This is a genomic window from Pseudarthrobacter albicanus (genome assembly GCF_018224015.1).
Taxonomy (GTDB): domain Bacteria; phylum Actinomycetota; class Actinomycetes; order Actinomycetales; family Micrococcaceae; genus Arthrobacter; species Arthrobacter albicanus.
Window position 1 is genome coordinate 1 of record NZ_JAGPOT010000050.1, and the last position, 26985, is coordinate 26985.

Annotated in this window: 20 protein-coding genes and 2 pseudogenes; 13 read left to right on the top strand and 9 right to left on the bottom strand. The window is 67.7% G+C overall.

What is annotated here, in order from left to right; translation table 11 throughout:
• The 4 genes from zwf to tkt form a co-directional block, all read right to left on the bottom strand.
• Positions 1–1461 (bottom strand): glucose-6-phosphate dehydrogenase (gene zwf, locus J9611_RS12295; RefSeq protein ID WP_211880561.1); only part of this gene is annotated, 1461 nt, incomplete at its 3' end.
• A gap of 15 nt (positions 1462–1476) precedes the next feature.
• Positions 1477–3111 carry a phosphoglucose isomerase-related protein gene (locus J9611_RS12300; RefSeq protein WP_211880563.1) on the bottom strand — a complete coding sequence of 545 codons (1635 nt, stop codon included), beginning with the start codon at positions 3109–3111 and terminating at the stop codon, positions 1477–1479.
• A 5-nt stretch (positions 3112–3116) separates the two neighbouring features.
• A complete protein-coding gene (gene tal, locus J9611_RS12305; protein ID WP_211880565.1) occupies positions 3117–4259 on the bottom strand; it encodes a transaldolase in 1143 nt (380 codons plus the stop codon).
• A gap of 67 nt (positions 4260–4326) precedes the next feature.
• Entirely contained in the window at positions 4327–6444 is a 2118-nt protein-coding gene (gene tkt / locus J9611_RS12310) for a transketolase (RefSeq protein ID WP_211880566.1), read from the bottom strand.
• Between the two features lie 532 nt (positions 6445–6976).
• On the opposite strand from tkt, the gene J9611_RS12315 reads away from it, so the two are divergent.
• Positions 6977–7939: a heme o synthase gene (locus tag J9611_RS12315; RefSeq protein WP_211880568.1), complete on the top strand. Its 963-nt coding sequence runs from the start codon at positions 6977–6979 to the stop codon at positions 7937–7939.
• A gap of 37 nt (positions 7940–7976) precedes the next feature.
• Here J9611_RS12315 and J9611_RS12320 read toward each other — a convergent pair whose 3' ends face one another.
• The 4 genes from J9611_RS12320 to J9611_RS12335 all read right to left on the bottom strand — a co-directional run bounded on the left by J9611_RS12320 (position 7977) and on the right by J9611_RS12335 (position 11445).
• On the bottom strand, positions 7977–8636 hold the full coding sequence (locus J9611_RS12320) for a DedA family protein (protein WP_211880570.1): 660 nt from the start codon (positions 8634–8636) through the stop codon (positions 7977–7979).
• An 88-nt stretch (positions 8637–8724) separates the two neighbouring features.
• A complete protein-coding gene (locus J9611_RS12325; RefSeq protein ID WP_211880572.1) occupies positions 8725–9669 on the bottom strand; it encodes a COX15/CtaA family protein in 945 nt (314 codons plus the stop codon).
• A 7-nt stretch (positions 9670–9676) separates the two neighbouring features.
• Entirely contained in the window at positions 9677–10480 is an 804-nt protein-coding gene (locus J9611_RS12330; protein WP_246527741.1) for an ABC transporter permease, read from the bottom strand.
• Positions 10477–11445, bottom strand: coding sequence for an ABC transporter ATP-binding protein (locus J9611_RS12335; RefSeq protein ID WP_211880574.1), 969 nt, complete (start codon positions 11443–11445; stop codon positions 10477–10479). Before J9611_RS12335 ends, J9611_RS12330 begins: the two co-directional genes overlap by 4 nt.
• A 285-nt stretch (positions 11446–11730) precedes the next feature.
• On the opposite strand from J9611_RS12335, the gene J9611_RS12340 reads away from it, so the two are divergent.
• From J9611_RS12340 to J9611_RS12365, 6 genes are all read left to right on the top strand, one after another.
• Positions 11731–12537 (top strand): helix-turn-helix transcriptional regulator, encoded by an 807-nt coding sequence (locus tag J9611_RS12340; RefSeq protein ID WP_211880591.1) that lies wholly within the window; start codon positions 11731–11733, stop codon positions 12535–12537.
• Positions 12537–14000: a Fe-S cluster assembly protein SufB gene (gene sufB, locus J9611_RS12345; protein ID WP_246527743.1), complete on the top strand. Its 1464-nt coding sequence runs from the start codon at positions 12537–12539 to the stop codon at positions 13998–14000. Before J9611_RS12340 ends, sufB begins: the two co-directional genes overlap by 1 nt.
• Positions 14000–15286 (top strand): Fe-S cluster assembly protein SufD, encoded by a 1287-nt coding sequence (gene sufD / locus J9611_RS12350; protein WP_211880576.1) that lies wholly within the window; start codon positions 14000–14002, stop codon positions 15284–15286. Before sufB ends, sufD begins: the two co-directional genes overlap by 1 nt.
• 33 nt (positions 15287–15319) lie before the next feature.
• The gene (locus J9611_RS12355) at positions 15320–15679 is read left to right on the top strand and encodes a non-heme iron oxygenase ferredoxin subunit (protein ID WP_211880578.1); all 360 of its coding nucleotides are present in this window, start codon (positions 15320–15322) and stop codon (positions 15677–15679) included.
• Between the two features lie 89 nt (positions 15680–15768).
• Positions 15769–16566 (top strand): Fe-S cluster assembly ATPase SufC, encoded by a 798-nt coding sequence (sufC, locus tag J9611_RS12360; RefSeq protein WP_211880580.1) that lies wholly within the window; start codon positions 15769–15771, stop codon positions 16564–16566.
• A 13-nt stretch (positions 16567–16579) separates the two neighbouring features.
• The gene (locus tag J9611_RS12365; protein ID WP_211880582.1) at positions 16580–16912 is read left to right on the top strand and encodes a metal-sulfur cluster assembly factor; all 333 of its coding nucleotides are present in this window, start codon (positions 16580–16582) and stop codon (positions 16910–16912) included.
• 262 nt (positions 16913–17174) lie between these two features.
• Here J9611_RS12365 and ypfJ read toward each other — a convergent pair whose 3' ends face one another.
• Positions 17175–18062 carry a KPN_02809 family neutral zinc metallopeptidase gene (gene ypfJ, locus J9611_RS12370; protein ID WP_211880584.1) on the bottom strand — a complete coding sequence of 296 codons (888 nt, stop codon included), beginning with the start codon at positions 18060–18062 and terminating at the stop codon, positions 17175–17177.
• Between the two features lie 58 nt (positions 18063–18120).
• Between ypfJ and J9611_RS12375 the strand changes: the two genes are divergently transcribed.
• The 6 genes and pseudogenes from J9611_RS12375 (at position 18121) to J9611_RS12400 (ending at position 26709) form a co-directional block, all read left to right on the top strand.
• Positions 18121–19584 (top strand): AMP-binding protein, encoded by a 1464-nt coding sequence (locus J9611_RS12375; RefSeq protein WP_211880585.1) that lies wholly within the window; start codon positions 18121–18123, stop codon positions 19582–19584.
• Positions 19585–19642: 58 nt separating this feature from the next.
• Positions 19643–20836 (top strand): thiolase family protein, encoded by a 1194-nt coding sequence (locus J9611_RS12380; RefSeq protein ID WP_211880586.1) that lies wholly within the window; start codon positions 19643–19645, stop codon positions 20834–20836.
• A 1235-nt stretch (positions 20837–22071) separates the two neighbouring features.
• Positions 22072–23510, top strand: a pseudogene (locus tag J9611_RS12385) (integrase core domain-containing protein).
• Positions 23511–23897: 387 nt separating this feature from the next.
• Positions 23898–25162: pseudogene (locus tag J9611_RS12390) on the top strand (MFS transporter).
• Positions 25146–25523 (top strand): ArsR/SmtB family transcription factor, encoded by a 378-nt coding sequence (locus tag J9611_RS12395; RefSeq protein ID WP_246527745.1) that lies wholly within the window; start codon positions 25146–25148, stop codon positions 25521–25523. The pseudogene J9611_RS12390 and the gene J9611_RS12395 overlap by 17 nt, the downstream one beginning before the upstream one ends.
• A gap of 331 nt (positions 25524–25854) precedes the next feature.
• Positions 25855–26709, top strand: coding sequence for a YncE family protein (locus tag J9611_RS12400; RefSeq protein WP_307857087.1), 855 nt, complete (start codon positions 25855–25857; stop codon positions 26707–26709).
• Positions 26710–26985 lie beyond the last annotated feature (276 nt).

Sequence of the window (26985 nt, forward strand, 5' to 3'; positions counted from 1 at the left end):
CGATGCCCAGTAGTCCTCGAAGGGGTCCAGGATCTTCCAGGACAGTTCCACCTCCGCGTGCCGGGGGAAGAGCGGCGGTTCGCCCAGCAGCACGTCCAGGATGAGCCGTTCGTAGGCCTCCGGGCTGGATTCGGTGAAGGAGTGGCCGTAGCCGAAGTCCATCGTGACGTCGCGGACCTCCATCTGGGTGCCGGGGACCTTGGACCCGAAGCGGATGGTGGCGCCCTCGTCGGGCTGGACCCGGATCACCACGGCGTTCTGGCCGAAGTCGTCCTCGGCGTGGTCGGTGAAGAGCAGGTTCGGTGCCCGCTTGAACACCACCGCGATCTCCGTCACCCGGCGTCCGAGCCGCTTGCCGGCACGGAGGTAGAACGGCACCCCGGACCAGCGGCGGGTGTTGATGTCCACCCGGATCGCCGCATACGTCTCGGTCCGGGAGCCGGCCGGGATCCCGTCCTCCTCCAGGTACCCCACGACCTGCTCCCCGCCCTGCCAGCCGCCGGTGAACTGGCCGCGGGCGGAGTGCGCGGACAGGTCCGCGGGGAGCTTGACCGCGGCGAGGACCTTTTCCTTCTCCGCGCGCAGGTCATCGGCGTTGAAGGAGATCGGCTCCTCCATGGCGGTCAGCGCGAGCAGCTGCAGGAGGTGGTTCTGGATCACGTCGCGGGCCGCGCCCACGCCGTCGTAGTACCCGGCGCGGCCGCCGGTGCCGATGTCCTCGGCCATGGTGATCTGGACGTGGTCCACGGAGTTGGCGTTCCAGAGCGGCTCGAAGAGCTGGTTGGCGAAGCGCAGCGCGAGGATGTTCTGAACCGTCTCCTTGCCCAGGTAGTGGTCGATCCTGAACACCGCGTCCGGCGGGAAGACCGACTCGACGATGTCGTTGAGCTGCCGGGCCGAGGCCAGGTCGTGCCCGAAGGGCTTCTCGATCACCACCCGGCGCCACTGGTCCTCCCCGGCCTGGGCCAGGCCGTGCTTGGACAGCTGCCGGCAGACCAGCTCGAAGGCCTTCGGCGGGATGGACAGGTAGAACGCGTGGTTTCCCCGCGTGCCCCGGTTTTCGTCCAGTTCCTTGATCGTGTCGCGGAGCCGCTCGAAGGCGGCGTCGTCGTCGAACTCGCCCTGGACGAACCGGATGCCCTGGGACAGCTGGTCCCACACCATGTCATCGAACGGGGTCCGGGCGTAGGCCCGGACCGCGGCCTCGACCTCGGCGGCGAAGTCCTCGTTGTCCCAGTCCCGCCGGGCAAAGCCGACAAGGGCGAAGCTGGGCGGCAGCAGCCCCCGGTTCGCCAGGTCGTACACGGCGGGCATGAGCTTCTTGCGGGCAAGGTCGCCCGTGACCCCGAAGAGGACCAGCGACGACGGCCCGGCGATACGGTTCAGCCGCCGGTCGCGCGGATCCCGGAGCGGATTGCGCCCCTGGCCCCCCGGCCGGCTGGTGTTCTGGGTTTCTGGCATGGTGGGGTGCGTGCCTTAGCTTTCGGGGGCGGGCGCTGCCTGGCTGGCCAGCGTCGTGACGAGGTCCTGCAACTGCTTGACGCCGGCCGCGCGGTCCGTGAGGTGCAGCCGGAGGACGGGCCGGCCGTGTTCGGACAGGACCTGGGCGTCCCCGGCGGCCTGCGCCGAGATCAGCTCCCCGAAGGTGAAGGGGCGGTCCGGGATCGCGAGATCCGTCGGTGACGCGGCGGTGACCTGCAGGAAGGCGCCGATGGCCGGTCCGCCCTTGTGGAACTGCCCGGTGGAGTGCAGGAAGCGCGGGCCCCAGCCGAAGGTGACGGGCCGGCCGGTGATGGCGGCCAGCTGGTCACGGACGCCTTCCAGCGGGGCGTACGCGAGGCGGTCGAAGTAGGCCTGGACGCTGAGGTAGCCGTCCGGGCCTAGTTCGGCGAGCAGGGCGCCGACCGCCTCCGCCGCGGTGGCGCTGCTGCCGAGCCAGTCGCCGCCGCGGACCTCGATGGCGCCGTCGGTGAAGTCCGCGGACACCGGTTCCGGCTGGGCGTCGAGCAGGCCGCGGGCGGCCACCTTGGCGGCCTCGACGTCGGGCTGGTCGAAGGGGTTGATGCCGAGCAGGCGCCCGGCGACGGCGGTGGCGAATTCCCACGCCATCATCTGGGTGGGCAGGCCGCCGGCGATCGCGACCTCGTTTTCGCCGAGCTCGACGTCGGCGTCCGCGGCGACGAGCCGGATGACCAGCACGTCCGGGGCGCCGAGGGTGGCCTCCGGCGAGGCCGGCCCGGCCACAACCGGCAGCACGCCGGTGCCCAGCTTGCCCGTTGATTCGGCGATGAGCTGCTCGGCCCAGTCCGCGAAGCCGACGATCCCCGAGCCGTCCTCGGCGATCACGATCTTGTTGCGCAGCGGGTTGGTGCCGCCCAGGGCCACGCCCAGGGCGAGGCCGATATTCTCCCCGGAGTCATCGTTGAGGACCTCGGCGGCTTCTTCGGCCTCGTCCAGGAAGGCCTGGATATCGACGCCGGCCAGGCCGCAGGGGACGAGCCCGAACGCGGTGAGGGCGGAGTAGCGCCCGCCGACGTTCGGGTCCGCGTTGAAGACGGCACGGTAGCCTGCCTCGCGGGATGCGTTATCCAGCGGCGACCCCGGATCCGTGACGATGATGATCCGGCTCTTCGCGTCGACGCCGGCTTCGGTGAAGGCGTGCTCGAAGATCCGCCGCTGGGAATCCGTTTCCAGGGTGGAGCCGGACTTCGAGGATACGACGATGGCCGTCTCCGTGAGCCGGTCCGCCAGGGCGGCCGCGACCTGTTCGGGATCCGTGCTGTCCAGTACCGTCAGTTCGACGCCGGCGGTTCCGGCGATGACCTCGGGGGCCAGGGACGAGCCGCCCATGCCGCAGAGGACGATCCGGGTGACGCCCTCGTTCCGCAGCGCATCGCGGAGCGCGAGGATGTCAGCCACGAGCGGCGCGGAGACGGTGGCCGCCTCCACCCAGCCGAGCCGGACGGAGGCCTCAGCCTCGGCGTCGGGGCCCCACAGGGTGGCGTCCTTGGCGAAGATCCGGGTGGCGATCTTGTCCTCGAGCAGGGCGGGCAGGTGCTGGTCGAGGGCCTGGCGGGCTGCGCCGGAGGCGTCGTAGCTGAGAGTCGTCATGTGGTTCAGGCGTCCTTCCGTGCGGCGGCAAGGGCTGCCTCGACATCGCCCAGCAGTTCCTTCCAGCTGGCGACGAACTTGTCCAGGCCCTCGGACTCGAGCACCGCGACAACGTCGTTGTAGGAGATGCCGAGCGCGTCGAGGGCGTTGAGCGTGGCGTTCGCGTCGTCGTAGCCGCGGGTGACGGTGTTGCCCGTGATGGCGCCGTGGTCGAACGTGGCGTCGAGGGTCTTCTCCGGCATGGTGTTCACGACGCCCGGGGCGACGAGTTCGGTGACGTACATGGTGTCCGGGTAGGCCGGATCCTTGACGCCGGTGGAGGCCCACAGCGGGCGCTGGGGGAGGGCGCCGGCGTCGGCGAGGAGCGCCCAGCGTTCGGTGGAGAAGAGTTCCTCGTACATCTGGTAGGCGAGGCGGGCGTTGGCCACGCCGGCCTTGCCCTTCAGGGCCCGGGCTTCGTCGGTGCCGATCGCGTTGAGCCGCTTGTCGATTTCGGTGTCCACGCGCGATACGAAGAAGGATGCCACCGAGTGGATCTTGGAGAGGTCATGGCCGTTTTCCTTGGCCTGCTCCACTCCGGACTGGAACGCGTTGATGACGGCGCGGTACCGCTCGAGGGAGAAGATCAGGGTCACGTTCACGCTGATGCCGGCCGCCAGGGTTGCGGTGATGGCTTCGAGGCCTTCGAGCGTGGCGGGGATCTTGATGTAGACGTTGTCCTTGTTGACCTGGCCGTAGAGGTGCTTGGCTTCGGCGATGGTTGCGGCGGTATCCCACGCGAGCCGCGGGTCCACCTCGATCGAGACGCGGCCGTCGACACCCTTGGTGGCGGCGGCCACGGGGGCGAAGAGGTCACAGGCGTCGGCGACGTCGGTCGTGGTGATCGCGAAGACGGTCTCGTCGACGCCGGCGCCGGCTGCCGCCATCGCGGCGATCTTGGCGTCGTAGTCGTGGCCGGTGGTGATGGCCGCGTGGAAGATGCTCGGGTTCGTGGTGACACCGACGACGTTCTTCTCTTCGATCAGTTTGCGCAGGCTGCCGGTATTGAGGCGTCCGCGGGAGAGGTCGTCGAGCCAGATGGAGACGCCGGCGTCGGAGAGCTCTTGAGTAGGGGAAGAGGTGGGGGAAGAGCTGGGGGTGGTAGTCATGTCATAACTCCTGGAGGTCTGGGTCCTTGAAGACTGTGTCCGTGGACCCGCGGGGGGATCGGGTGGATCAGGCCGTGAGGGTGGCGAGGGATTCCTTGGCGGCGGCGGTGACGGCTTCGGCGGTGATGCCGAATTCCTGGAAGAGCCGCTTGTAGTCGGCCGAGGCGCCGAAGTGCTCGAGGCTGATGGAACGGCCGGCGTCGCCGACGAATTCCTTCCAGCCCAGGGCGAGGCCGGCTTCGACCGAGACGCGTGCCTTGACCGCGGCGGGCAGGACCGTTTCGCGGTAGGCGGCGTCCTGCTTGTTGAACCATTCCACGCAGGGCATGGACACGACCCGGGTGGGGATGCCCTCGGCCTGCAGGGCTTCGCGGGCGTGGACGGCGAGCTGGACCTCGGAGCCGGTGCCGATCAGGATGACCCGGGCCTCGGCGGTCCTGCCGTCCTTCGATGCCTCGGCCAGGACGTAGCCGCCCCTGGCGACCCCCGCGGTGGAGCCGAAGGTGTCGCCGCCGGCGTCGCCGGTGCCGCGGGCGTAGGTGGGGATGTTCTGGCGGGTCAGCACGATGCCGGCGGGGTTGCCGTGGTTTTCGAGCATGACCTTCCAGGCCGCGGCGACCTCGTTGGCGTCGCCCGGGCGGACGACGTCCAGGCCCGGGATGGCGCGCAGCGAGGCGAGCTGCTCCACCGGCTGGTGCGTGGGGCCGTCCTCGCCGAGGCCGATGGAGTCGTGCGTCCAGACGTACAGGGACGGGACGCCCATCAGGGCCCCGAGGCGGATCGCCGGGCGCTGGTAGTCGCTGAAGATCAGGAACGTGCCGGAGAACGCCCGGGTCGCCCCGTGCAGGGAGATGCCGTTCACGATCGCCGCCGCGGCGTGCTCGCGGATGCCGAAGTGCAGCACCCGGCCGTACGGGTTGCCCTTCCAGGCGTCCGTCTGCTTGGACGCCGGGACGAACGAGGCCGAGCCTTCGATCGTGGTGTTGTTGGACTCGGCGAGGTCGGCGGAGCCGCCCCACAGCTCCGGCATGACCGGGCCCATGGCGTTCAGGACCTTGCCGGAGGCGGCGCGGGTGGAGACGTCCTTGCCGGCCGGGAACACCGGGAGGGCCGCGTCGAGCCCGGCCGGAAGCTTGCGGGCCTCGACACGTTCCAGCAGGGCGGCACCCTCGGGGTTGCCGGCCTGCCAGGCCTCGAAGCTCTCCTGCCATGCGCGGCGGGCGGCCGCGCCGCGGTCCTGCACTGTCCGGGTGTGGGCCAGGACGTCCTCGTCGACCTGGAAGGAACGCTCCGGGTCGAACCCGAGGATCTCCTTGACGCCCCTGACTTCCTCGGCGCCCAGGGCGGAGCCGTGGATCTTGCCGGTGTTCTGCTTCTTCGGTGCCGGGTAGCCGATGATGGTGCGCAGCGAGATGATGGAGGGCCTGGACGTCTCTGCCTTGGCAGCGGCGAGGGCGGCGTGGAGTTCCTGCACGTCCTCCTTGTACGCCCCGGTCCTGGTCCAGTCCACGCGCCGGGTGTGCCAGCCGTAGGCCTCGTAGCGGGCCAGGACGTCCTCGGTGAAGGCGATGTCGGTGTCGTCCTCGATGGAGATGTGGTTCTCGTCGTAGATCACCACGAGGTTGCCGAGTTCCTGGTGCCCGGCGAGCGAGGACGCCTCGGAGGTGACGCCTTCCTGCAGGTCGCCGTCGGAGGCGATCACCCAGATGGTGTGGTCGAACGGGCTGGTGCCCGGGGCGGCGTCGGCGTCGAACAGGCCGCGCATCCGGCGCTGGGAGTAGGCGAACCCGACGGCGGAGGCCAGGCCCTGGCCCAGCGGGCCGGTGGTGATCTCCACGCCGGCGGTGTGCCTGTACTCCGGGTGGCCCGGGGTCAGCGAACCCCAGGTCCGCAGCGTCTCCAGGTCCTTCAGCTCCAGGCCGTAGCCGGAGAGGAACAGCTGGATGTACAGGGTGAGGGAGGTGTGGCCCGGGGACAGGACGAACCGGTCCCGTCCCAGCCAGTCCGGGTTCGCCGGGTCATGCCGCATCATCTTCTGGAAGAGCAGGTACGCGGCCGGAGCCAGGCTCATCGCGGTGCCGGGATGGCCGTTGCCGACCTTCTCCACCGCGTCGGCGGCCAGCACGCGGACAGTGTCCACCGCGCGCTGGTCCAAGGTGGTCCATGACAGTTCTTGCTCTTCCAAATGTGGCACGAAAAACCGGCCCCTCTCTGTGCTGACGGTGAGTGGTACGGCCGGTCGTGCCCCGGGCACAGTTCGGTGCCCGCTGCGGTTCCTACCAGCCGTTCACCATCGAAACGTTGATCTATCATTCAGGCGCACGCGCAAAGGCACATGTGCACATGCAGGGCCGCCCATTTCGGCTATCACCCGTGTGCGCTGATCTGCAGACAGCTTAGCCCCATTCCACACTCTGGGCAGCGTATATCTCACGTTTTGGACCGGTTTTTCGCTTATATGAATCACCGCCCGGCGCGGCTCCGGTGAGCCCGCGTTAATCTGCCGGAATCACGGCACCCGTCTCCCGGTTGTCCTGCGGACTGTTCTCCCGGCTTTTCTGCGGGTTGTCCTGCGGGTTGTTCTGCGGCTCCGCCGGCTGCGGCACCACGGTATGATGGGTGGTGGCTTCCGACGGCGGCGAGGACACCCGTGCGCAGTGAGCGCGGACCCCCGGCCGCTGCGAAACCAGCCGGACTGAACAGCCAGACAGAACAGAGTGACTGCCACCGTGAGCACAACAGATACGCCGCTGAACGCCTCCCCTGTCCCGGGAAGAACCGGCTTCGCCCGCAAAGCCAAGGCGTATCTGGCGCTGACAAAACCCCGGGTCATCGAACTCCTGCTGGTCAGCACGCTTCCCACCATGATCTACGCGGAGCGCGGCTTCCCCCCGGTCGGGCTGATCCTGGCGACGCTCGTGGGCGGGGCCTTCGCGGCCGGCAGCGCCGGTGCCTTCAACTGCTACCTGGACCGCGACATCGACAAGCTCATGCACCGCACCGAGAACCGGCCGCTGGTCACCGGCGAGGTCACGCCGCGCGAAGCCCTCGTCTTCTCCTGGCTGCTGGGCGCGGCGGCAATCGCGATCCTCTGGTTCGGCGCCAACCCTCTCTCGGCCTGGCTGGGGCTCGGCGCCATCGTCTTCTACGTCGTCATCTACACGATGATCCTCAAGCGCCGCACCGCCCAGAACATCGTCTGGGGCGGTGCCGCCGGCTGCTTCCCCGTGCTGATTGCCTGGGCCGCCGTGACCAACACGGTTCAGTGGCCCGCCGTCGTGCTGTTCATGGTGATCTTCCTGTGGACGCCGCCGCACTATTGGCCGCTCTCGATGCGCTACGGCGAGGACTACCGCAACGCCAACGTGCCGATGCTCGGTGCGATCGCCGGCGCCAAGGTGGTCTCGGTGCAGGTGGTCCTTTACGCGTGGGCCATGGTGGCGTGCTCGCTGCTGCTGGTTCCGGCCGGCGGCGCGGGCTGGGTCTACACCGTCACCGCCGTCGCCGCCGGCGCCTGGTTCCTCTACGAATCGCACGCGCTGCACACCCGCGCCCAGGGCGGGGACGTCTCCGACAAGGGCGCCATGAAGGTCTTCCACGGCTCCATCAGCTACCTGACGTTGCTCTTCATCGCCCTGGCCGTGGACCCGTTCGTGGGTCCGGCCGTCATGGGCCGCTGACGGTCCTCCCGCCTCCGCAACAGCAACGCGGGGTCATTTACGGCCCATCACGGCGCTCCGGATGGGCCGTAGGTGACCCCGCGTTGTTTGTCCGGCGTTCCCGGCGGGCCTTGCGGATCCGCCAGACCACGACGGCGGCCAGGGCTGCCAGCAGGACGCCGGCGGTGATGTCCCGGCCGGCGGCCTTCGCCACGGCCTCGTAGGAATTGCCGGCGAAGAAGCCGAGCAGGACGAAAATGGTCCCCCAGACCAGGCCTCCGGCGGCGTTGAAGGCCAGGAAGCGCGGATAGTGCATCCGCGAACTCCCGGCCAGCGCCGGCATGACGGCGCGGAAGAACGCGACGAAGCGGCCGAGGAAGACGGCGGAGCCGCCGCGGCGGCGCAGGAAGTCCTGCGCCGCCTCCAGTTTCGCCCGGCGTTTCCGCAGGGCCCGGGAATCAAGGATGCGCGGCCCGAGGTGCTTGCCCACCTCATAGCCGACGGTGTCGCCGACGATGGCGGCCAGGACCACCACCGCCATCATGGCCCAGAGGGCGGCCTGCCCGCGGCTGGCGACGACGCCGCCCAGGACCGCGGCGGTCTCGCCCGGAATCAGGAATCCGATGAAGAGGGCGTCCTCGGCGAAGACCAGACATCCCACGATCGTGAAGGCAAGGACGGGGCTGATGTTCAGGATGCCTTCCAGGAACGCGTTCACCGTCAGCGTCCTCCTCTGCCCTTGGCCTCCGGGTCCGGGTCCCGTGGCCGTGCTGCGGCCGTCCCGCTGGCTAGCCTATGTCACAAATCTATTCCACCCGGCTGGAACGGGCGAGGTCTGCGGTGTTGGTCGCGGCGCTCATCAGCAGGGCTGCGCCGAGCATGTGGGCCCCGACGAGCAACGCCGGGATGCCGTTGTAATACTGGGTGAAGCCGATGGCGGCCTGGAGCACGGTGACGCCGAGCAGCAGGAACACCGCGGTGCGGAACGGTCCCGCAATCCGGCCGCGGAGCACCAGGAACACGCCGAACAGTGCCCCGGCGGTGACCAGATAGGCCGGCACGGCATGGATATGCGCGAAAAGGTCCCAGTCCAGGTCGTTGCGCGGCGCATTGGCGTCGCCCGCGTGGGGGCCGGCGCCGGTCACGACGATACCGAGGCACACCGCCGCGGCGGAGAAGAGCGCGACGGCGTCCATCACCGGCCGCGCGGCGCCCGGGAGGGCCGGCAGCGGCTGTTCCCGGAACCTGCCGGTCCGGCCATAGGCCCGGTTGACCAGCAGGGTCGAAAAGACCACGAGCGCCATGGAGACCAGGAAGTGCAGTCCCACCACCCACGGGTTGAGCCCGGTGAGCACCGTGATGCCGCCGAGGACGGCCTGGGCCGGGATGCTCGCGAGCAGGCCGAATGCGAGCAGGAAGAGGTCGCGGCGTTCCTTGCGGAGGTTCCACAGGTACACCAGCATCATCACCGCGACGACGGCGAGGGCGAACGTGAGCAGCCGGTTGCCGAATTCGATGAATCCGTGGATGCCCATTTCCGGGGTGTTGACGAGGGAAGTGTCGGTGCAGCGCGGCCACGTGGGGCAGCCCAGGCCCGAGGCGGTGAGCCGGACGGCGCCGCCGGTCACGACGAGGACGGTCTGGCCGATCAGGGACAGCACCGCCATCCGTTTCACCGTCTTGTCGACGGTCAGGGGCAGCCGGGACGTGATCCGGGAGACGATCCGGGGAGGGCGGGACGCCGTGCTCACAGTATTCTCAATTCCATTTGAACCAACGGGATGCTGCGCCGCCGGCAAGCGCCGTCCAGAGCAGCAGGACAATGACGGAACCGGCGTTGATGCTGCCGTGCAGGAAGGCATCCCTCAGCGCCTGTCCGAGCGCGCCCGAAGGCAGGAAATGCACCGCGGCCTGGGCGAGGGCGGGCAGCCGTTCGGAGGGGATGACGATGCCGCCGAGGGCCCCGAGCAGGATCCACAGCAGGTTGGTGATCGCCAGCGTCGCCTCCGGCCGGACGGTGCCTGCCACGAGCAGCCCCAGGGCCGTGAAGGACGCAGCGCCCAGCACCAGCAGCGCCAGTCCGGGCAGCCAGCCCAGCGGGTCCGGCTGCCAGCCCAGCGGCAGGGCCACGGCGGTGACCACGAGGACCTGCAGGAGCAGGACCGCCAGCACGGCAAGCACCTTGCCGGCGATGAGTCCGGTGCGGCCCAGCGGGGTCGTGGAGAGGAAGCGGAGGACGCCGTACCGCCGGTCAAAGCCGGTGGAAATCCCCTGGCCAGTGAAGGCGGTGGACATGGCGCAGAGGGCCAGGATGCCCGGGACGGCGACGTTGATCCGGCTGGCACCGAGCCCGTCCAGCAGCGGAGTCACGGTCAGCCCCACCATGGCCAGCAGCGGCAGGACGACGGCGAGGATCAGCTGTTCGCCGTTCCGCAGCATGGTGACGGTCTCGTACCGGCCCTGCAGCAGGATCCGGCGCAGGAGCGGGGCCGGGGCACCGCCCGGTGACGGGGTGCCCGTTGAGGTGGTGTCCGCTGAAGAACGGCCAGGGACGGGGGTCATCGGATTTCCCTTCCGGAGATGTCCAGGAAGACGTCTTCCAGGCTGCGGGCCTCGAGGCTCAAGGAGCTGGGCATGATGCCGCGCGCCGCCCACCAGGCGGTGAGGGCGGCCAGGTCGGCCGGGGTGAGGGCGCCCGTGGCCGCGTAGCTCCCGGCGCGGGCTTCCTTGACGTCGACGGCGTCGGGCAGCACGCCGGTGAAGTCCAGTCCCGGGTCGGCGTCGAACAGGAGGGTCCTGATGTGCTGTTCGCCGGCGCCGGGCTGCAGCTCGTGCGCCAGCAGCTGCGCCACGGTGCCCTCGGCCACGTTCCGGCCGGCGTCGATGATGTAGACGTAGTCGGCGAGGCGCTGGGCGTCGTCCATGAGGTGGGTGGTCAGGATGATCCCCATGCCGCGGTCGCGGAGTTCGGCGATGAGCTCGAACACGAGCTGGCGTGACTGCGGGTCCAGGCCGGCGCTCGGTTCGTCCAGGAAGAGCACCTCGGGGTTGCCGGCGAGGGCCGCGGCGAGGGCGAGGCGCTGCTTCTGCCCGCCGGACAGGCGGCGGACCGAGGTCCGGCTGAAGCTGTCGATGCCCAGGCGCCGGATCAGGTCCGCCACCGGCCACGGGTCCTGGTACATGCCGGCGATGTGCTCAAGCAGTGGAACCGGGCGGGCCGACGGCGGGAGCCCGCCGTCCTGGAGCATCACGCCGACGCGTGCCCGGAGTCCTGCGCCGGCCGTATCCGGGTCCTGGCCGAGCAGGCTGATGCTGCCGGCGGTGCGTTTCTGCAGGCCCTGGGCGCACTCGATGGTGGTCGTCTTGCCGGCGCCGTTGGCTCCCAGCAGCGCGGTGATCTGCCCGCGTTCGGCAACGAGGGAAATGCCGCTGACCACCCGCAGCATCTTGCCGTCGAGGGTAGGCAGTGGACCTACATCCTTGACTAGCCCGTTGATGGACAGGACGGGGGATTCGGGGGATCGCACCAAAGCATTCTACGTGATGTAGTACGCGTCGGCCCGGGCCTGGAGCCGCGGCCGGATTTCCCGTGTTATTTCCCGCGGAGCTCCCCGCCGCTCTTCCCGCCGCTCTTCCGGTGGAAGGAGGGAAGCCATGCCTTACTGGATCGCGGGAGTAAATTACGACATGATTGTGTTGTGTATTCCATGAGCCCCTCTACTTCCGGCGCCCTCGCCGGGCGCGGCGATCTGCGCGTTGTGCCGGACGCCGGCCCGCGCGGCGACTCGTGCGGCGCCCTGCCAGGCGCCACCATGGCAGCACCGGCGGCAGTTTCCGCCCCGGCTGGCTTTCCCGTGGCCGGCTTTGCCGCGGCCGACGTCGAGGAACGCACCAAGGACCGCGTCCTCAATGCCGTCCTGGAGCACGGCCCCATCAGCGCCGCCGAACTCGGCGACCTGCTCGGCTTCACGCCCGCCGCGGTGCGCCGCCACCTCGACCATCTCTCGCGCGACGGCGTGATCGAGGTCAAGCGGGTTGCCCGCGCCGGTGCCGGGGCGGGGCGTCCGGCCCGCCGCTACGTCCTCAGTTCGCAGGGCCAGTCGTCGCTGGGCGACGACTACCTGGACATCGCCGCCTCCGCGCTGCGGCGCCTCGGTGAGATGGCCGGCCCGGAATCGGTCCGGCAGTTCGCCGTCGAGCGTTTCGCCGCGATGGAACGCCGCTACGCCCCGGAAATCGAGGCGGCCGGCGCGGACATCACGGCACGCGCCCGGGCACTGTCCGGGGCGCTGAGCCGCGACGGGTTCGTCGCATCGGCGGCCTCCATGGAGGCCAAGGCTCCGCTCCCGGCGGCGCTCTCCAGCGTCCAGCTCTGCCAGGGACACTGCCCCATCCAGCAGCTGGCCGCGGAATTCCCGGTGTTCTGCGATGTGGAGACCGAACTGTTCTCCCGGCTGGTCGGCGTCGACGTGCGCAGGCTCTCCACCCTGGCGCGCGGCGGCCACGTCTGCACCACCCACATACCCACAGGCCGTCCGGCTGCCAGGGGGCCCCACGGCCCCGCGGCCGCCCCGGACCGCCTGGACGAAGTATCCAACCATCTGCAAGAAAGGCCGTGATGACGGACCAACTATCAGAGAACAAGGTTGCTGACTCTACTGTGATTTCGGAGATTCTGGAAAAGAATCCCGAGCTCCACGGAATCGGCACTTATGAGTACGGCTGGGCCGACAAGAACGACGCCGGCGCGAACGCCCGCCGCGGCATCAATGAGGACGTCGTCCGCGACATTTCGGCCAAGAAGAGCGAGCCGGAATGGATGCTTGACCTCCGCCTCAAGGGTCTGAAGTATTTCGACCGCAAGCCCATGCCGACGTGGGGTGCCGACCTGTCCGGCATCGATTTCGACAACATCAAGTACTTCGTGCGGTCCACCGAGAAGCAGGCCGCCACCTGGGAAGACCTTCCCGAGGACATCCGGAACACCTACGAGAAGCTCGGCATCCCGGAAGCCGAGCGCAGCCGCCTCGTCTCCGGCGTCGCAGCACAGTATGAGTCCGAGGTTGTCTACCATCAGATCCGCGAGGACCTGGAAGCCCAGGGCGTCATCTTCCTGGACACGGACACCGCCCTGCGCGAGCACCCGGAGATCTTCCAGGAGTACTTCGGCACGATCATCCCCGTGGGCGACAACAAGTTCGCGTCGCTGAACACGGCCGTCTGGTCCGGCGGTTCCTTCGTCTACGTCCCCAAGGGCGTCCACGTGGACATCCCGCTGCAGGCCTACTTCCGCATCAACACGGAAAACATGGGCCAGTTCGAGCGCACCCTGATCATCGCGGACGAGGACTCCTACGTCCACTACATCGAGGGCTGCACCGCGCCGATCTACACCTCGGACTCGCTGCACTCCGCGGTCGTGGAAATCATCGTGAAGAAGGGCGCCCGCGTCCGCTACACGACCATCCAGAACTGGTCCACCAACGTGTACAACCTGGTCACCAAGCGCGCCATCTGCGAAGAGAACGCCACCATGGAGTGGGTCGACGGCAACATCGGCTCGAAGGTCACCATGAAGTACCCGGCCGTCTACCTCGTGGGCGAAGGAGCCAAGGGCGAAACCCTCTCCATCGCATTCGCCGGGGCAGGCCAGCACCAGGACACCGGCTCCAAGATGGTCCACATCGCGCCCAACACCAAGAGCTCGATCATCTCCAAGTCCGTGGCCCGCGGCGGCGGCCGCGCCGCCTACCGCGGCCTGGTCCAGGTCCGTGAAGGCGCCAAGCACTCCGCCAACACGGTCCGCTGCGATGCCCTCCTGGTGGACACCATCAGCCGTTCGGACACCTACCCCTACATCGACATCCGCGAGGATGACGTCACCATGGGGCACGAGGCCACGGTCTCGCGCGTCAGCGAAGAGCAGCTGTTCTACCTGATGTCCCGCGGCATGCGCGAAGACGAGGCCATGGCGATGATCGTCCGCGGCTTCATCGAGCCCATTGCCCGCGAGCTGCCGATGGAATACGCCCTCGAGCTGAACCGACTGATTGAACTGCAGATGGAAGGATCGGTCGGTTAATGACTGACATCACTACTGAAAAGGCCCGCATCGGCGCGCCCTCAGCCCAGCCGTTCATCAACGGTTTCACCGAGGAAGGCGAAAGCCTCTCGCCCGTGAACGCCGCGGAGTCCAAGGCGCCGCTCGCGGGCGACGCCGTCAAGCGCCACTCGCACGGCGGCGGCGTCGGCATTCCGGACAGCTCACGCGCCGGCCGCCTGACCTCCTACCAGCTGGCGGACTTCAAGCCGCTGACCGGCATGGAGGAGGACTGGCGGTTCACCCCGCTCAAGCGCCTCCGCGGACTGCACACCGACGTCCTCAACGGCGCCGCTCCGTCCGTGGCCGTCACCGCTCCGGAGCACGTCACGGTGGAAACCGTGGGACGCGATGACCGCCGGATCGGCTCCGCCGGAATCCCCGAGGACCGCGTCTCCGCGAACGCCTGGGAGAACTTCTCCGAGGCCACGGTCATCACGGTTCCCGCCGAGGTCCAGGCCGACGGCGAAATCAGCGTCGTGCTGACCGGCCAGGGCACCGGGGCTTCCGCGCAGCACCTCGTCATCGTGGCGGAAAAGTACTCCAAAGCCGTCGTCGTCCTGGACCACCAGGGCACCGCCGTCGTCTCCGAGAACGTGGAGATCGTCGTCGGGGAGGGCGCTCAGCTGACCGTCATCTCGCTCCAGGAATGGAACGACGACGCCGTGCACGCCTCCTCCCAGCAGGTGAAACTCGGCCGCGACTCACGGTTCAAGCACATCGTCGTCAGCCTCGGCGGCGACCTGGTGCGGGTCACGCCGTCGGCCCGCTTCACCGCCCCGGGCGCCGAAGTGGAACTGTTCGGCCTGTACTTCGCCGACGCCGGCCAGCACCTCGAGCAGCGCCTGTTCGTGGACCACGCCGTGGCCAACTGCAAGTCCAACGTGCTGTACAAGGGAGCCCTGCAGGGCCGCAATGCGCACACCGTGTGGGTGGGTGACGTCCTGATCCGCAAGGAGGCAGAGGGCACCGACACCTACGAGGCCAACCGCAACCTGGTCCTGACCGACGGCGCCCGCGCGGACTCCGTGCCGAACCTCGAAATCGAGACCGGCCTGATCGCCGGTGCCGGCCACGCCAGCGCGACCGGGCGCTTCGACGACCAGCACCTGTTCTACCTGATGGCCCGCGGAATCCCTGAAGAGGTGGCCCGCCGGCTGGTGGTCCGCGGCTTCCTGAACGAGATCATCCAGCAGATCAAGGTTCCCGCCATCGAGGAGCGCCTCACGGCCGCCGTCGAGCGCGAACTTGCGGCAACGAACAGCTAGTGCGCAGCACTAGAAGACACAGGAAAGCATCAGATGACTGAACAGCCAAAGGGCGAGCTGGTCTGCAACGCCAGCGAGATCCAGCTCAAGCAGGCGCTGCGGATCCTGATCGACGACTACGCGGTAGCGATCGTGAAGGACTCGATGGGGGAGATCCACGCCATCGGCGACACCTGCTCGCACGCGGACATCTCCCTCTCCGAAGGCGAGGTTGAAGGCTGCAAGATCGAGTGCTGGGGCCACGGTTCCCAGTTCGACCTGCGCAGCGGCGAGCCGCTCCAGCTGCCGGCCTATGATCCCGTTCCTGTGTTTGCCGTCACCATCCAGGGCGACGACGTCTACGTTGACGTCACCAACGTCCTGAACGGTGCCGAGGCTCCGACCTTCAGCTAGCTGCCTGCAGCCGGCAACCCGCACCAGAAAACTTATCGACCAGAAACCGCACAGTGCCGGAGCGCACGGTGCAGAGGAGAACAAGACATATGTCGACTCTTGAGATCAAGGACCTGCACGTCAGCATTGACACCGAGCAGGGCGTCAAGGAAATCCTGAAGGGCGTCAGCCTGACCATCAGGACCGGTGAGACGCACGCCATCATGGGCCCCAACGGTTCCGGCAAGTCCACCCTGGCGTCCACCATCGCCGGCCACCCGCGCTACAACGTCACCTCCGGCACCATCAGGCTGGACGGCGAAGACGTCCTCGCGATGACCGTCGACGCCCGCGCCCGCGCCGGCCTGTTCCTGGCCATGCAGTACCCCGTCGAGGTCCCGGGCGTGAGCATGACCAACTTCCTGCGCACCGCCAAGACCGCCATCGACGGCAAGGCCCCGGCGCTGCGCACTTGGACGAAGGAAGTCAAGGCCGCCATGGCGGAGCTGCGCATCGACGCCGACTTCACCCAGCGCAACGTCAACGAAGGCTTCTCCGGCGGCGAGAAGAAGCGCGTCGAGATCCTCCAGCTGGAGCTCTTCAAGCCCAAGTTCGCCATCCTGGACGAGACCGATTCCGGGCTGGACGTCGACGCACTGAAGGTTGTCTCCGAGGGCGTCAACCGCGCCCAGGCCGAGGGCAACATGGGCACCCTGCTCATCACCCACTACACCCGGATCCTGCGCTACATCAAGCCGGAATTCGTGCACGTGTTCGTTGACGGCCAGGTTGTCGAAGAGGGCGGCCCCGAGCTTGCCGACCGCCTCGAAGAAGAAGGCTACGACCGCTACGCCACCGGCGCCGGGGCAGCCACGATCGCTGCCGCCACCGCGGCAGCACAGGCCTAGTTAGGACTCTGCCATGACGGAAATCAAGGAGGCCCGCACGGGCCTCGAGGATGTCGAAGAGGCGCTCAAGGATGTGATTGACCCGGAACTGGGGGTCAACATCGTTGATCTGGGCCTGCTGTACGGCCTGAAATACTCGGACGACGACGGCGCCCTGCTGATCGACATGACGCTCACCACGGCCGCCTGCCCGCTCACCGACGTGATCGAGGAGCAGGTCGGCAAGGCCCTGGACGGGATCGTCGACGAATGGCGGCTCAACTGGGTCTGGATGCCGCCGTGGGGCCCCGAGCGGATCACCGAAGACGGCCGTGACCAGATGCGCGCCCTGGGCTTCAACATCTAGATCCCCACCGCCTCCCTAGCCTCGCTTCGCTTCGGCCAGGGACCCTCGGCGGCGGAGGCCCCTTTTAGCACGACGGGAGGTAGCCAAGGCGGGCAGCCGATTGCCGGATATGGCCGGAATGACGGCTTCTTTGCGGCCATATTCGTCATATGGCCGGTGTGAGAGCACGGCGCCGGTCTGGAATAGCCTCGAAACCCCATCGATTGCTCCGCAACTGCCCTTCTGGAGCGCCAGAACGGCAGCTGTGGAGCAACCGATGCGGCTAGGGGGTGGCGACGCCGAAGGTGTCGCACTGGTTGATGTCGCCGGTGGTGTAGCCCCGATAGAACCATTTCTGCCGCTGCGCGCTGGAGCCATGGGTCCAGGACTCGGGTGAGACGCGGCCCGTCGCGGCCTTCTGGATGCGGTCGTCGCCCACGGCCGAGGCGGCGGACAGCGCGTCCTGCAGATCCTTTTCCTTGAGCGGATCCAGGAACGGCTGCCCGGTATGGGGATCGTTCGTGGTGGTGGCGTAGTGGGCCCACAGGCCGGCGTAGCAGTCGGCCTGGAGTTCCACGCGCACGGCACCGGACTGCGGGCCCTGCGGATCCTGCTGGGCGCGGTCCAGGTTGCCGAGCAGGTTCTGGACATGATGGCCGAATTCGTGGGCCACCACATATTCCTGCGCCAGCGGTCCGCCGGAGGACCCGAAGCGGTCCACAAGTTCCTGGAAGAAGCCCGGATCGAAGTACGCCGTGGTGTCGGCCGGGCAGTAGAACGGGCCCACCTCCGAGGTCGCGGCGCCGCAGCCGGTGTTTGTTCCGCCGGTGAAGATCACCGTCTCCGGGCGGGGGTACTTCGTGTTGTACTGGGCCAGATAATCCGGCCAGAACGCATTGAGGCTGTTGACGGTCCCGACGATCCGGCAATCCAGGCGGGCGTCGGCATCGGCGCCGGTGCCGCAGGCCGGGGCGGAGCCTTGGCTTTGCCCCTGCTGGCCCGCGGTGGTGCCGGTCAGGCCTTCGAGGAGTTGGGGATTGATGCCGAACAGGGCGGCGAGGAGCAGGATGACTCCGCCGCCGATGCCGCCGCCGATCTTGGTTCCGCGGCCCATGCCGCGCCGGTCCTGCACCTGTGACGGGTCCAGCTGGACGTTGTCGTTGAAACTCATAAGGTCACAATATCCCGCACCGGCACCGGCGGCGCCCCCGGCCGGTAAAGTTGGTCCGATGCCTTTTCTCGACAGATTACAGCGCTGGGCCGACGAGCTCCCCGACGGCACCGCCGTCGCCGCGGCCGGGCAGCGCCTGGGCTGGGCGGAGCTCCGGGACGCCGCCGCGGCGCTGGTTCCCGCGGCGCCCGCGGTCACCGTCCTGTCGGAACAGAACCCCCTGCGCTTCGCCGTCGCCTTCGCGGCGGCCGTGGCCGGGGAGCGTCGTTGCGCCGTGCTGGATCCGGCCTGGCCACAGCAGCTGCAGGACGGGATCGCGGAGCGGATCCCGGAAACGTTTCGGCCCGCGGCGGCGCCGGTTCCGGGGCCCGCGGTTCCGGGGCGCCCCGCGGGACCCGGGGCAGTGCCGGTCCCGGACCTTGGGCAGGACCTGGCCGACGGGCCGCCCGATTCGCCGTTCCTGATCGGCCTGACCTCCGGCACCACCTCGGTCCCGAAGGCCTTCACCCGGTCCCGGCGCTCCTGGCAGCAGTCGTTCGACGCCTCGATCGAGTTCTTCGGCCTCTCCCGGGAGGACAGGACCCTGGCTCCGGGCCCGCTGGCCGCCAGCCTGAACCTGTATGCCCTGGCCGAATGCCTCTACGCCGGTGCCGAGTTCCACACCCTGGAGCAGTTCGACGTCGGCGACGCGCACGCCGCGGTCAGCCACGACGGCATCACCCGGCTGGTCCTGGTCCCCACCATGCTCAGGCTGCTCAGCGAGCGCGGCCTCACCGGCGGCGTCGACGGCTCGGGGCTCCGCAGCATCATCTGCGCCGGCTCCAAACTGGACGCACGGACCCTCGAAGCGGCACGCCGCTGGGCGCCCAACGCCACCATCTTCGAGTACTACGGCGCCTCGGAGCTCAGCTTCGTCTCCGGCTCCGGCCTGCGGCCCGGCGAGACCCCGGAGCTGGGCGGCACCGGCATCGGGCGGCCGTTCCCCGGCGTCGAGATCCGGATCCTGGACGACGCCGGAACCCAACTCCCGGACGGTCGCGACGGGAACATCTGCGTCCGCAGCGGCATGGTCAGCGACGGCTACCTCTGGGGCGACGACGGGCAGGCCCTGCGCTGCTTCGACGGCTGGTTCACCGTGGGGGACCAGGGCTACCTGTCCTGCGGGACGCTGCACATGCTGGGCCGGCGCTCGGACATGATCATCACCGCCGGCACAAACGTCTACCCGCACGAAATCGAGCTGGCCCTGGCATCCGTCCCCGGCGTCGCGGCTGCCGTCGCCGCCGGCATGCCCGACGACGTCCGCGGCCAGCGCGTGATTGCCGGGGTGGTGCCGTCCCACGGCGCCCTGAGCGCCACCGCACTGAAGGCCGGCATCGAGGACGTGCTGGCACGGAACAAGCGGCCGATGGAGTACTTCACCCTGGCCGAACTTCCCCTGACGGACCGGGGAAAAGTCAGCAGGCAACTCCTGCTCGACTGGGTCACCGCCAAAGACACCCGGATCCGGCGCCTTGCCTAGGCTAGGGGCGCAACCCGCATCGGCTGGCACGCCTCTCCTCCCGGAGGACCGCCAGCCGGTGATCATCGCCGCCCGCAGGACTCCGCTCCGCCGCGCCAACGGCGCCCTGAAGGGGCTCCGCGCCCACGAACTGCTGGCCCCCGTGCTGCGCAGCCTGCTGGAAAGTGCCGGCGTGGCCCCGGAAGCGGTGGCCGACGTCGTGATCGGGAACGCCGTCGGCGGAGGCGGCAACGTGGCCCGGCTCGCGGCGCTGGAGGCCGGACTGCCAGTCAGCGTCCCCGGCGTCACGGTGGACCGGCAATGCGGTTCCGGACTGGATGCGATCGTGCTGGCCTCCCGGCTGGTGGCGGCCGGCGGCGGCGGCATCTACCTCGCCGGCGGGGTGGAGAGCATCAGCACCGCGCCGCTCCGGGCACACCGCGGCGGCGACGGCGCACCCGAGTTTTTCGCCCGGGCCCAGTTCACACCGCGTGGCCACGGCGATCCGGACATGGGGGTGGCGGCTGAGAACGTGGCCGGCCGCTTCGGCATCAGCAGGGAACGGCAGGACGCCTTCGCGCTCCGCAGCCACCAGCGGGCGCTGTCCGCCGCGGCCGCCGGCGTGTTCGAGGGAGAGATCATACCGCTGCCCGGTCCGGCGGCAGCCGGTTCCGGCGCCGTCGGGGACGACGGTTCCGGCGCCGTCGAGGACAGCGTCCGCGACGACGACGGCCCCCGCCCGCGGCTCAGTGCGGCGCTGCTGGCGCGGTTCCCGGCCGCGTTCGTGGCGGGCGGTACCGTCACTGCGGGCAACTCCTGCTTTGACGCCGATGGGGCTGCCGCCGTCGTGATCACCTCGGTGGAACGGGCGCGCGGACTCGGCGCCCGCGACGGGCTCCTGGTGCTGGGCACCGACACCGCCGGGGTGGACCCGGAACTGCTGGGCATCGGCGCGGCGGCGGCCGGGGAACGGTTGCTGGCGGCGCAGGGCCTCTCCGCGGGGGATATCGGGCTGGTGGAGTTCAATGAGGCCTTCGCCTCCCAGGCCCTCGCGTGCCTGGACCGGCTGGGGATCGACCCGGGACGCGCCAACCTCGACGGCGGCGCCCTGGCTCTGGGCCACGCCTACGGGGCCTCCGGCGCGGTGCTGGTGACCCGGCTGCTGGCCCAGGCGCGCCGCGACCCCGTGGAAGGACAGCTTGCCCTGGCCCTGATCAGCATCGCCGGCGGAATGGGCACGGCCGCGCTCCTGGGCTACCGCACGATCCTTTAGGTTCCCGCGTGCCCGCCCGGCAGCTCCGGGGGACATGCCCATTCCTTGGTGCAAGGACCGGACATGGTGGGATTGTGCCCAGTGGCCGCGGCCAGGGGAGGGCATGTCCCGTGTGCCCACCCGGCGGCTCCGAGGGACATGCCCATTCGGAGTCCGAGGGGGATCGGTACGGAAATTCACGATTAGGGCGCATCGGTGCAGATTTCGGCTTGGGGTGGTGAAATTTTTTGGATCTAGCAGATCTAGCAGTGGTGTCGCCAGCGCGTTTGATACACGGTAGACGGTCGAGCGCTACCGCGAAGAGTTCGGTAAGTTCCACCGTCGTGTGCGGCCCTTGTCATTTTCCTCTGCACAGATGTCCGAAGTCGAGTGCACAGATCGTTTTCTTCAACAGTGGACCACACGAAATTTCCGAAGGCGTTCGCACGTCGGCCGTTCCGTGCCCCAAAAATCCCCGTCCTCATGCGGATTCCGGGAGAGCCGTCGGTCATGGGCCTGGCGCTCGGGCCTTCCATGCCGCCGAATTGAGTCCGCCAATGTGCGGCTGTCGGCAGGGAATGGCGGTTAGACGCATCAAGGGCTGGCGGTTCTGATGCCGTTCGGGAACCTTGACCGGGCGGCCGACTCGCCGTCAGACACGTGTGGCCCAAAGCCGTCTCTCCACCACAGACGGAAGAGTCCATAGCGAAAGCAACCTTGGGCGGACACTTCGCGTTGTCGGTGCGGAAGCCGTCGGCGATCCTGCTGTGGATGCGGAACAGTGCGGTCCATGCGGTACGACGAATCCGGGCGTCGACGGCGAAGTTGTCGTCGAACCACTCTTGGATGTCGGCCAGGGTCATCCCGGCGGAAACTTCACCCACAACGAACTTCCAGCCAACGTGGACCGTCCGAACCCCCTTCCGCTATTGAAAACCCTCTGATTGCAGGGATTGAGCCCGCCCCTTCCTGCCCACTTGTCTCCACCTCCAGACACACATCGGGCCAAAACCGACCGGTTGCCCGTAGAACCATCTGCCGGCTCTCAGGAGGGGTGCCTCCACTGCGCGCGACCCACTGAGGACACAGAAACCGCCAAACCATCTGCAAATTAACCGCCATTTGTTATGTCGCAGGACTTCGGTGACAGTTCTGCCTCAGGACATCGGTGACACTTCGGCCGGTTTTGGTGGTGACACTTTTCGGCCCCTGTTAACAGGGTTTGGCCGGCCCGTGGTGGTGGCAAAGAATGGCGGGTGAAAAAGAATGAGCCTGTCAATGCCCGTATCCGCCTCGCCATCGCCCAGTGGCCCGATGACGCGCCACGCGGTGCCGTCACCACGTTCTGCGCCGAACACGGGATCACCCGCAAGACGTTCCATGCGATCCGGGCCAGGGCACGCGACGAGGGCCAGGCAGCGGCCTTGGAGCCCCGCTCCCGACGCCCCAAGACCTCGCCCACGAAGCTCACCGAGGACCTCAAGGACGAGGCGCTGAGGGTGCGTGCCGTCCTGGAATCCTCCGGGCTGGATCACGGGCCGATCAGCGTGCACGACAAAATGGTGTCCCTGGGGATGCACGCGCCCTCGCCAGCTTCGCTGGCGCGGATCTTACGCGAGAAGAACGTGGCGCGGTCCGAGCCGGCGAAGAAACCCCGGGCCTCGTACCGCAGGTTCGTCTACCCGGCCCCGAACGCGTGCTGGCAACTGGACGCGACCGAGTATGTCCTGACCGGTGGGCGTAAATGCGTGATCTTCCAGCTGCAAGATGACCACTCGCGCCTCGCGGTCGCCTCCCACGTGGCATCCGGTGAAACCAGCGAAGCGGCCATGGCGGTCGTGAAAAAGGGCATCGAGGCCCACGGGTACCGCAACGGCTTTTGACGGACAACGGAGCGGCTTTAAATCCTTCACGTCGCGGCGTCGAAGGCCAACTGGTCACCTACGTGTCCTCGCTCGGGGTCAAGGCGATCACCGGCAAACCCTACAAGCCAACCACGCAGGGCAAGAACGAACGCTTCCACCAGACCCTGTTCCGGTGGCTGGACAAGCAACCGCTGGCATCCACCTACCTGGAATTGCAGGAGATGGTCGACCGATTTGACCTGATCTACAACACCGAGCGACCGCACCAGGGACTGCCCGGGCGCATCACACCGCAGCAGTCGTGGGACGCCACGGCCGTCGCCGAGGCACCCAGGCCCAAACCCCTGCCGGTTCTTCCCGAGCCGCAGGCGCAAGGGCCGGCAGCCATGCATCCTGCCCCTGTCAACACGGCGGTCCAACCGGCGGTGGATGCCGGCACGGAAGCACCGGAGAACGGCACCACAACCGGCCTGGACGCGGAAATCCAGCTCGAGACCGGCGCACCCGAGAATATCAGTGGCACCATCTCCCACCCGGCAGACACCGGCAGCGGGAAGCTACGGGTCTATTCCAACGGCGTCGTCAAGATCGGCACGACCATGTTCTCCCTGACCAAGCGGATGGGCGGACGCATCGTCATTGCCGCCTGGGATCTCGAGGAAATCATGTTCGCCAACACCGAAGGCGAGGTCATTGCCGAATACGCGTGGCCGCCGGAAGGCACCGGATACGTCGGGATCGGCAGGTCACTCACCCGCTTCCGCAGCGGGCGTCTTTCGGAAGGAACTGTCACCGATGTGCTGAGACATCAACTGTCACCAGTGTCCTGAGGCAGAACTGTCACCGATGTCTTGAGAGATCACAAAATTAACCGCCATTGTCGGCTAACAATCACAGTGGGGGACCGGCTTACGGCACACGCCCAGATGAGTTCTCTTTTCTCAAAACTCGATTCAGGCCTCTGGCTTGCCTGTCGTTTTTGAGCACTATTTGTGAGGAGCACGATTCAGGTGCGGTCGATGTATTCCCGGGTCAGTCTCCACCGCAGGGCTTCCATATTGCCGCTGCGAAGGGCAGGGCAGCCGATTCTCGATCCGAACCCTTCTCGGAATCCTTCGTTATCGAGAACGCCCTATGGGCTGCAGGACAGGAGGTGGGAGGGGAAACCGGACTATAGTAGGTGCATAACAGCGCACATATGCACTTAAGGGGTTGGCTTGACGCTTTCGGTTCTGCGGAATGTGACTTACCGGCGGCTGTTTGCCGCCCAGATCGTGGCCTTGATCGGCACGGGTCTGCTTACGGTGGCACTGGGGCTGCTGGCCTATGACCTGGCGGGCCAGAATGCCGGGGCTGTGCTGGGTACGGCGCTGACGATCAAGATGCTGGCCTATGTGGGTCTTGCTCCGGTGATCAATGCCCTGGTGGCCCGGTTGCCGAAAAGCCTGTGCTGATCGGTGCGGATCTGATCCGGGCGGCCATGGCACTGTGCCTGCCGTTCATCACCGAGACCTGGCAGATCTACGTGGTGATCTTCCTGCTGCAGTCGGCCTCCGCGACATTCACTCCGGCTTTCCAGTCGCTGATCCCGACGATCCTGAAGGACGGGCGGGACTACACACGTGCCCTGTCCCTGTCCCGGCTGGCCTATGACATGGAGGCACTTGTCAGTCCGGCGGCCGCGGCGCTGCTGCTGACCGTGCTCAGCTACAACAAGCTGTTCATCGGCACGGTCGCCGGCTTCCTCTTCTCGGCCTTTATGGTCACCATTACCCGCCTCCCGAAGATGGCGGCCCCGGTCGGGCCCCAGGCGTCGTTGTGGCACCGGACGACTCTGGGCACGAGGATTTTCTGGCGGAACCGGCGGCTGCGGTCCCTGCTGGCGCTGAACCTCGTCGTTACCGCCCCGACGGCGCTGGTGCTGGTCAATACGGTGGTGTACGTCCTTGATGTCCTGCACCGGCCCGAGACCGATCTGGCTCTGGCTTTGGCCTGCTTCGGTGTCGGTTCGATGATCGTTGCCTTGTCCGCGCCCCGGGTCCTGGACCGGTTCGGGGACCGTGCCGTGATGCTCACCGGAGCCGGTCTGATCCCGGCGGTGCTGGGCGGGGCCGCCGCAGTCACGTTCCTGGCCTCCCCTGGGGAAGGGTGGTGGCTCTTGCTGGGGCTGTGGTTTCTGCTGGGTGCTGCGAACTCGACGATCCTCACGCCCTCGTCCCGGCTGCTGCGCGATGCCTCCACCGAGGACACCCGCCCCTATGTGTTCACGGCGCAGTTCTCCCTCTCCCACGCCTGCTACATCCTGACCTACCCGCTGGCCGGATGGGTCGGCGCCGCCGCGGGCTTGGGCTGGGCTGCCGTGGCACTGACAATTATTGCGATGATAGGCAGTGCAGGTGCATTCCTGTCCTGGCCCCGGCACACCGCCGCGGCATCCGGGGAACCCGCTAATGAGGAGCAGACCGTTGAGCAGCCAGCCTGACAGCGCGTTCAGCCCGGTTCCTGACCAGCCGTCCCTGGTCCACCCGGTCGCACCGGGTCCGGAACTACTCGAAACAGCTGCCGGGACGCTGCGGATGCTGGCAGAGCCGACCCGCCTGCACCTGCTCTGGCAGCTTTCCAACGGACCGAAGACCGTCACCGACCTCACCGAGACGGCCGGAGTGCCCCGGACCGTGGTCAGCCAGCATCTGGCCAAACTCCGTCTCAGCGGTCTGGTGGACACCCGAAAGGACGGCCGGCACGTCATCTATTCACTCCACGACGGGCACCTGGTCCGGCTCATCCGGGAGACCATCAACCACGCCGACCACCTGATCACGGGCGAACCCTCCCATGAGTGACTCACGCGACCGGTGCACGTCAACGCGGCACAGCCGAAAGTCGCACGCCGCAACGGCGCCCAACCTCAGACGGCCGATTCGTGCGAACCACATTGCGGCCGGCGCTGGCCGCAGCGATCTTTGACGTCGTGATCCGGTGGTCGGTGTGGCGGATCCGATGAAAGACACATTCAGTCTGCCCACCCTGCTGATTGCTTCGGCCCTCATGGGTATTGTGTTGGCGGGTCTGGCCGGGTGTGCGCCTCCGGCGTCCGAATCGTCAGGTCAGCTCCCGCTTACCCTGGTTCAGGACGTTCCTCTGCCCGGGGCCAGTACGCGGTTGGATTACCAGGTGATCGATCCCTTGACCAACCGCCTCTACATCTCGCACCTCGGGGACGGCACCGTGCACGTCCTTGACCTGGCCGGGCCCTCGGTCCTGGCCACCATAGACGGCGTCGCCTCCGTCCACGGCATTGCCCTGGCCCCCGATCAACATCGGGTGTTGGCCTCGGCGTCGGGCACCGACGAGGCCGTCATCATCGACGCCGGAACGCTGACCGTCACCGGCAGGGTGCCGACAGGGAACACGCCGGACGGCATTGCCTACGATCCCGTCCATGGCAGGGCGTACGTCTCCAACGAACACGACCACGCGGAAACCGTGATCGATGTGGGCACCGGCTCCGCGGCCGGGTCCATTGACATCGGCGGAGAAGCTGGAAACACGGTCTTCGATCCCGTGAGCGGGAACATCATGATCAACGTCCAGACCACCAACCAGCTGATCACCGTTAATCCAGCCACCAACCAGATCACCGGCCGCATCGGCGTGACCGGCTGCGAAAGCAACCACGGACTCTACATCGACGGTGCCGACCGGCTGGCCTTCGTCGCGTGCGAGGGCAACGCCAAGCTCCTCGTCGTAGACCTGGAATCAAAAGAGACAACAGCACGGATCGATGTCGGACAGAGTCCTGATGTCCTCGCCTACGACGCCGGACTGCACCGGCTCTATGTGGCGGCCGAAAGCGGCGTCGTCTCAGTTTTTGAAGTTCAGGGCAAGGCCCTCCACGAACTGGCCAAAGCCCGGCTCGCTGACGGCGCCCACACCGTCGCCGTCGATCAGGAGACCCACCGGGTGTACTTCCCGCTGGAGAACGTCAACGGCAAACCAGTCCTCCGCGTGATGGAGCCTGTTCGATGACTCGGGCCGAAACCTACGAGGCAAGCATTAAGCCCGCGGGGACCGGGCATCACATCGCCTTCTGAATAAGACACGTATTCTCGATTAACCGTTTTCGCCTCGTCCTTCGGTATCAAGACGGTCGAGTGACGCTCGTCTGGCCCGCAGAGACACACCGCTTAGCCTTGATCCACCGATGAGATTGGGATCGGGTCCGGCGTTTTAAACACGAAATGCCCGTCTTTGGCGAGTTCCAGCGGTCGTTGCAACACCCCCGAAAAACGGGAGTTGCAACAC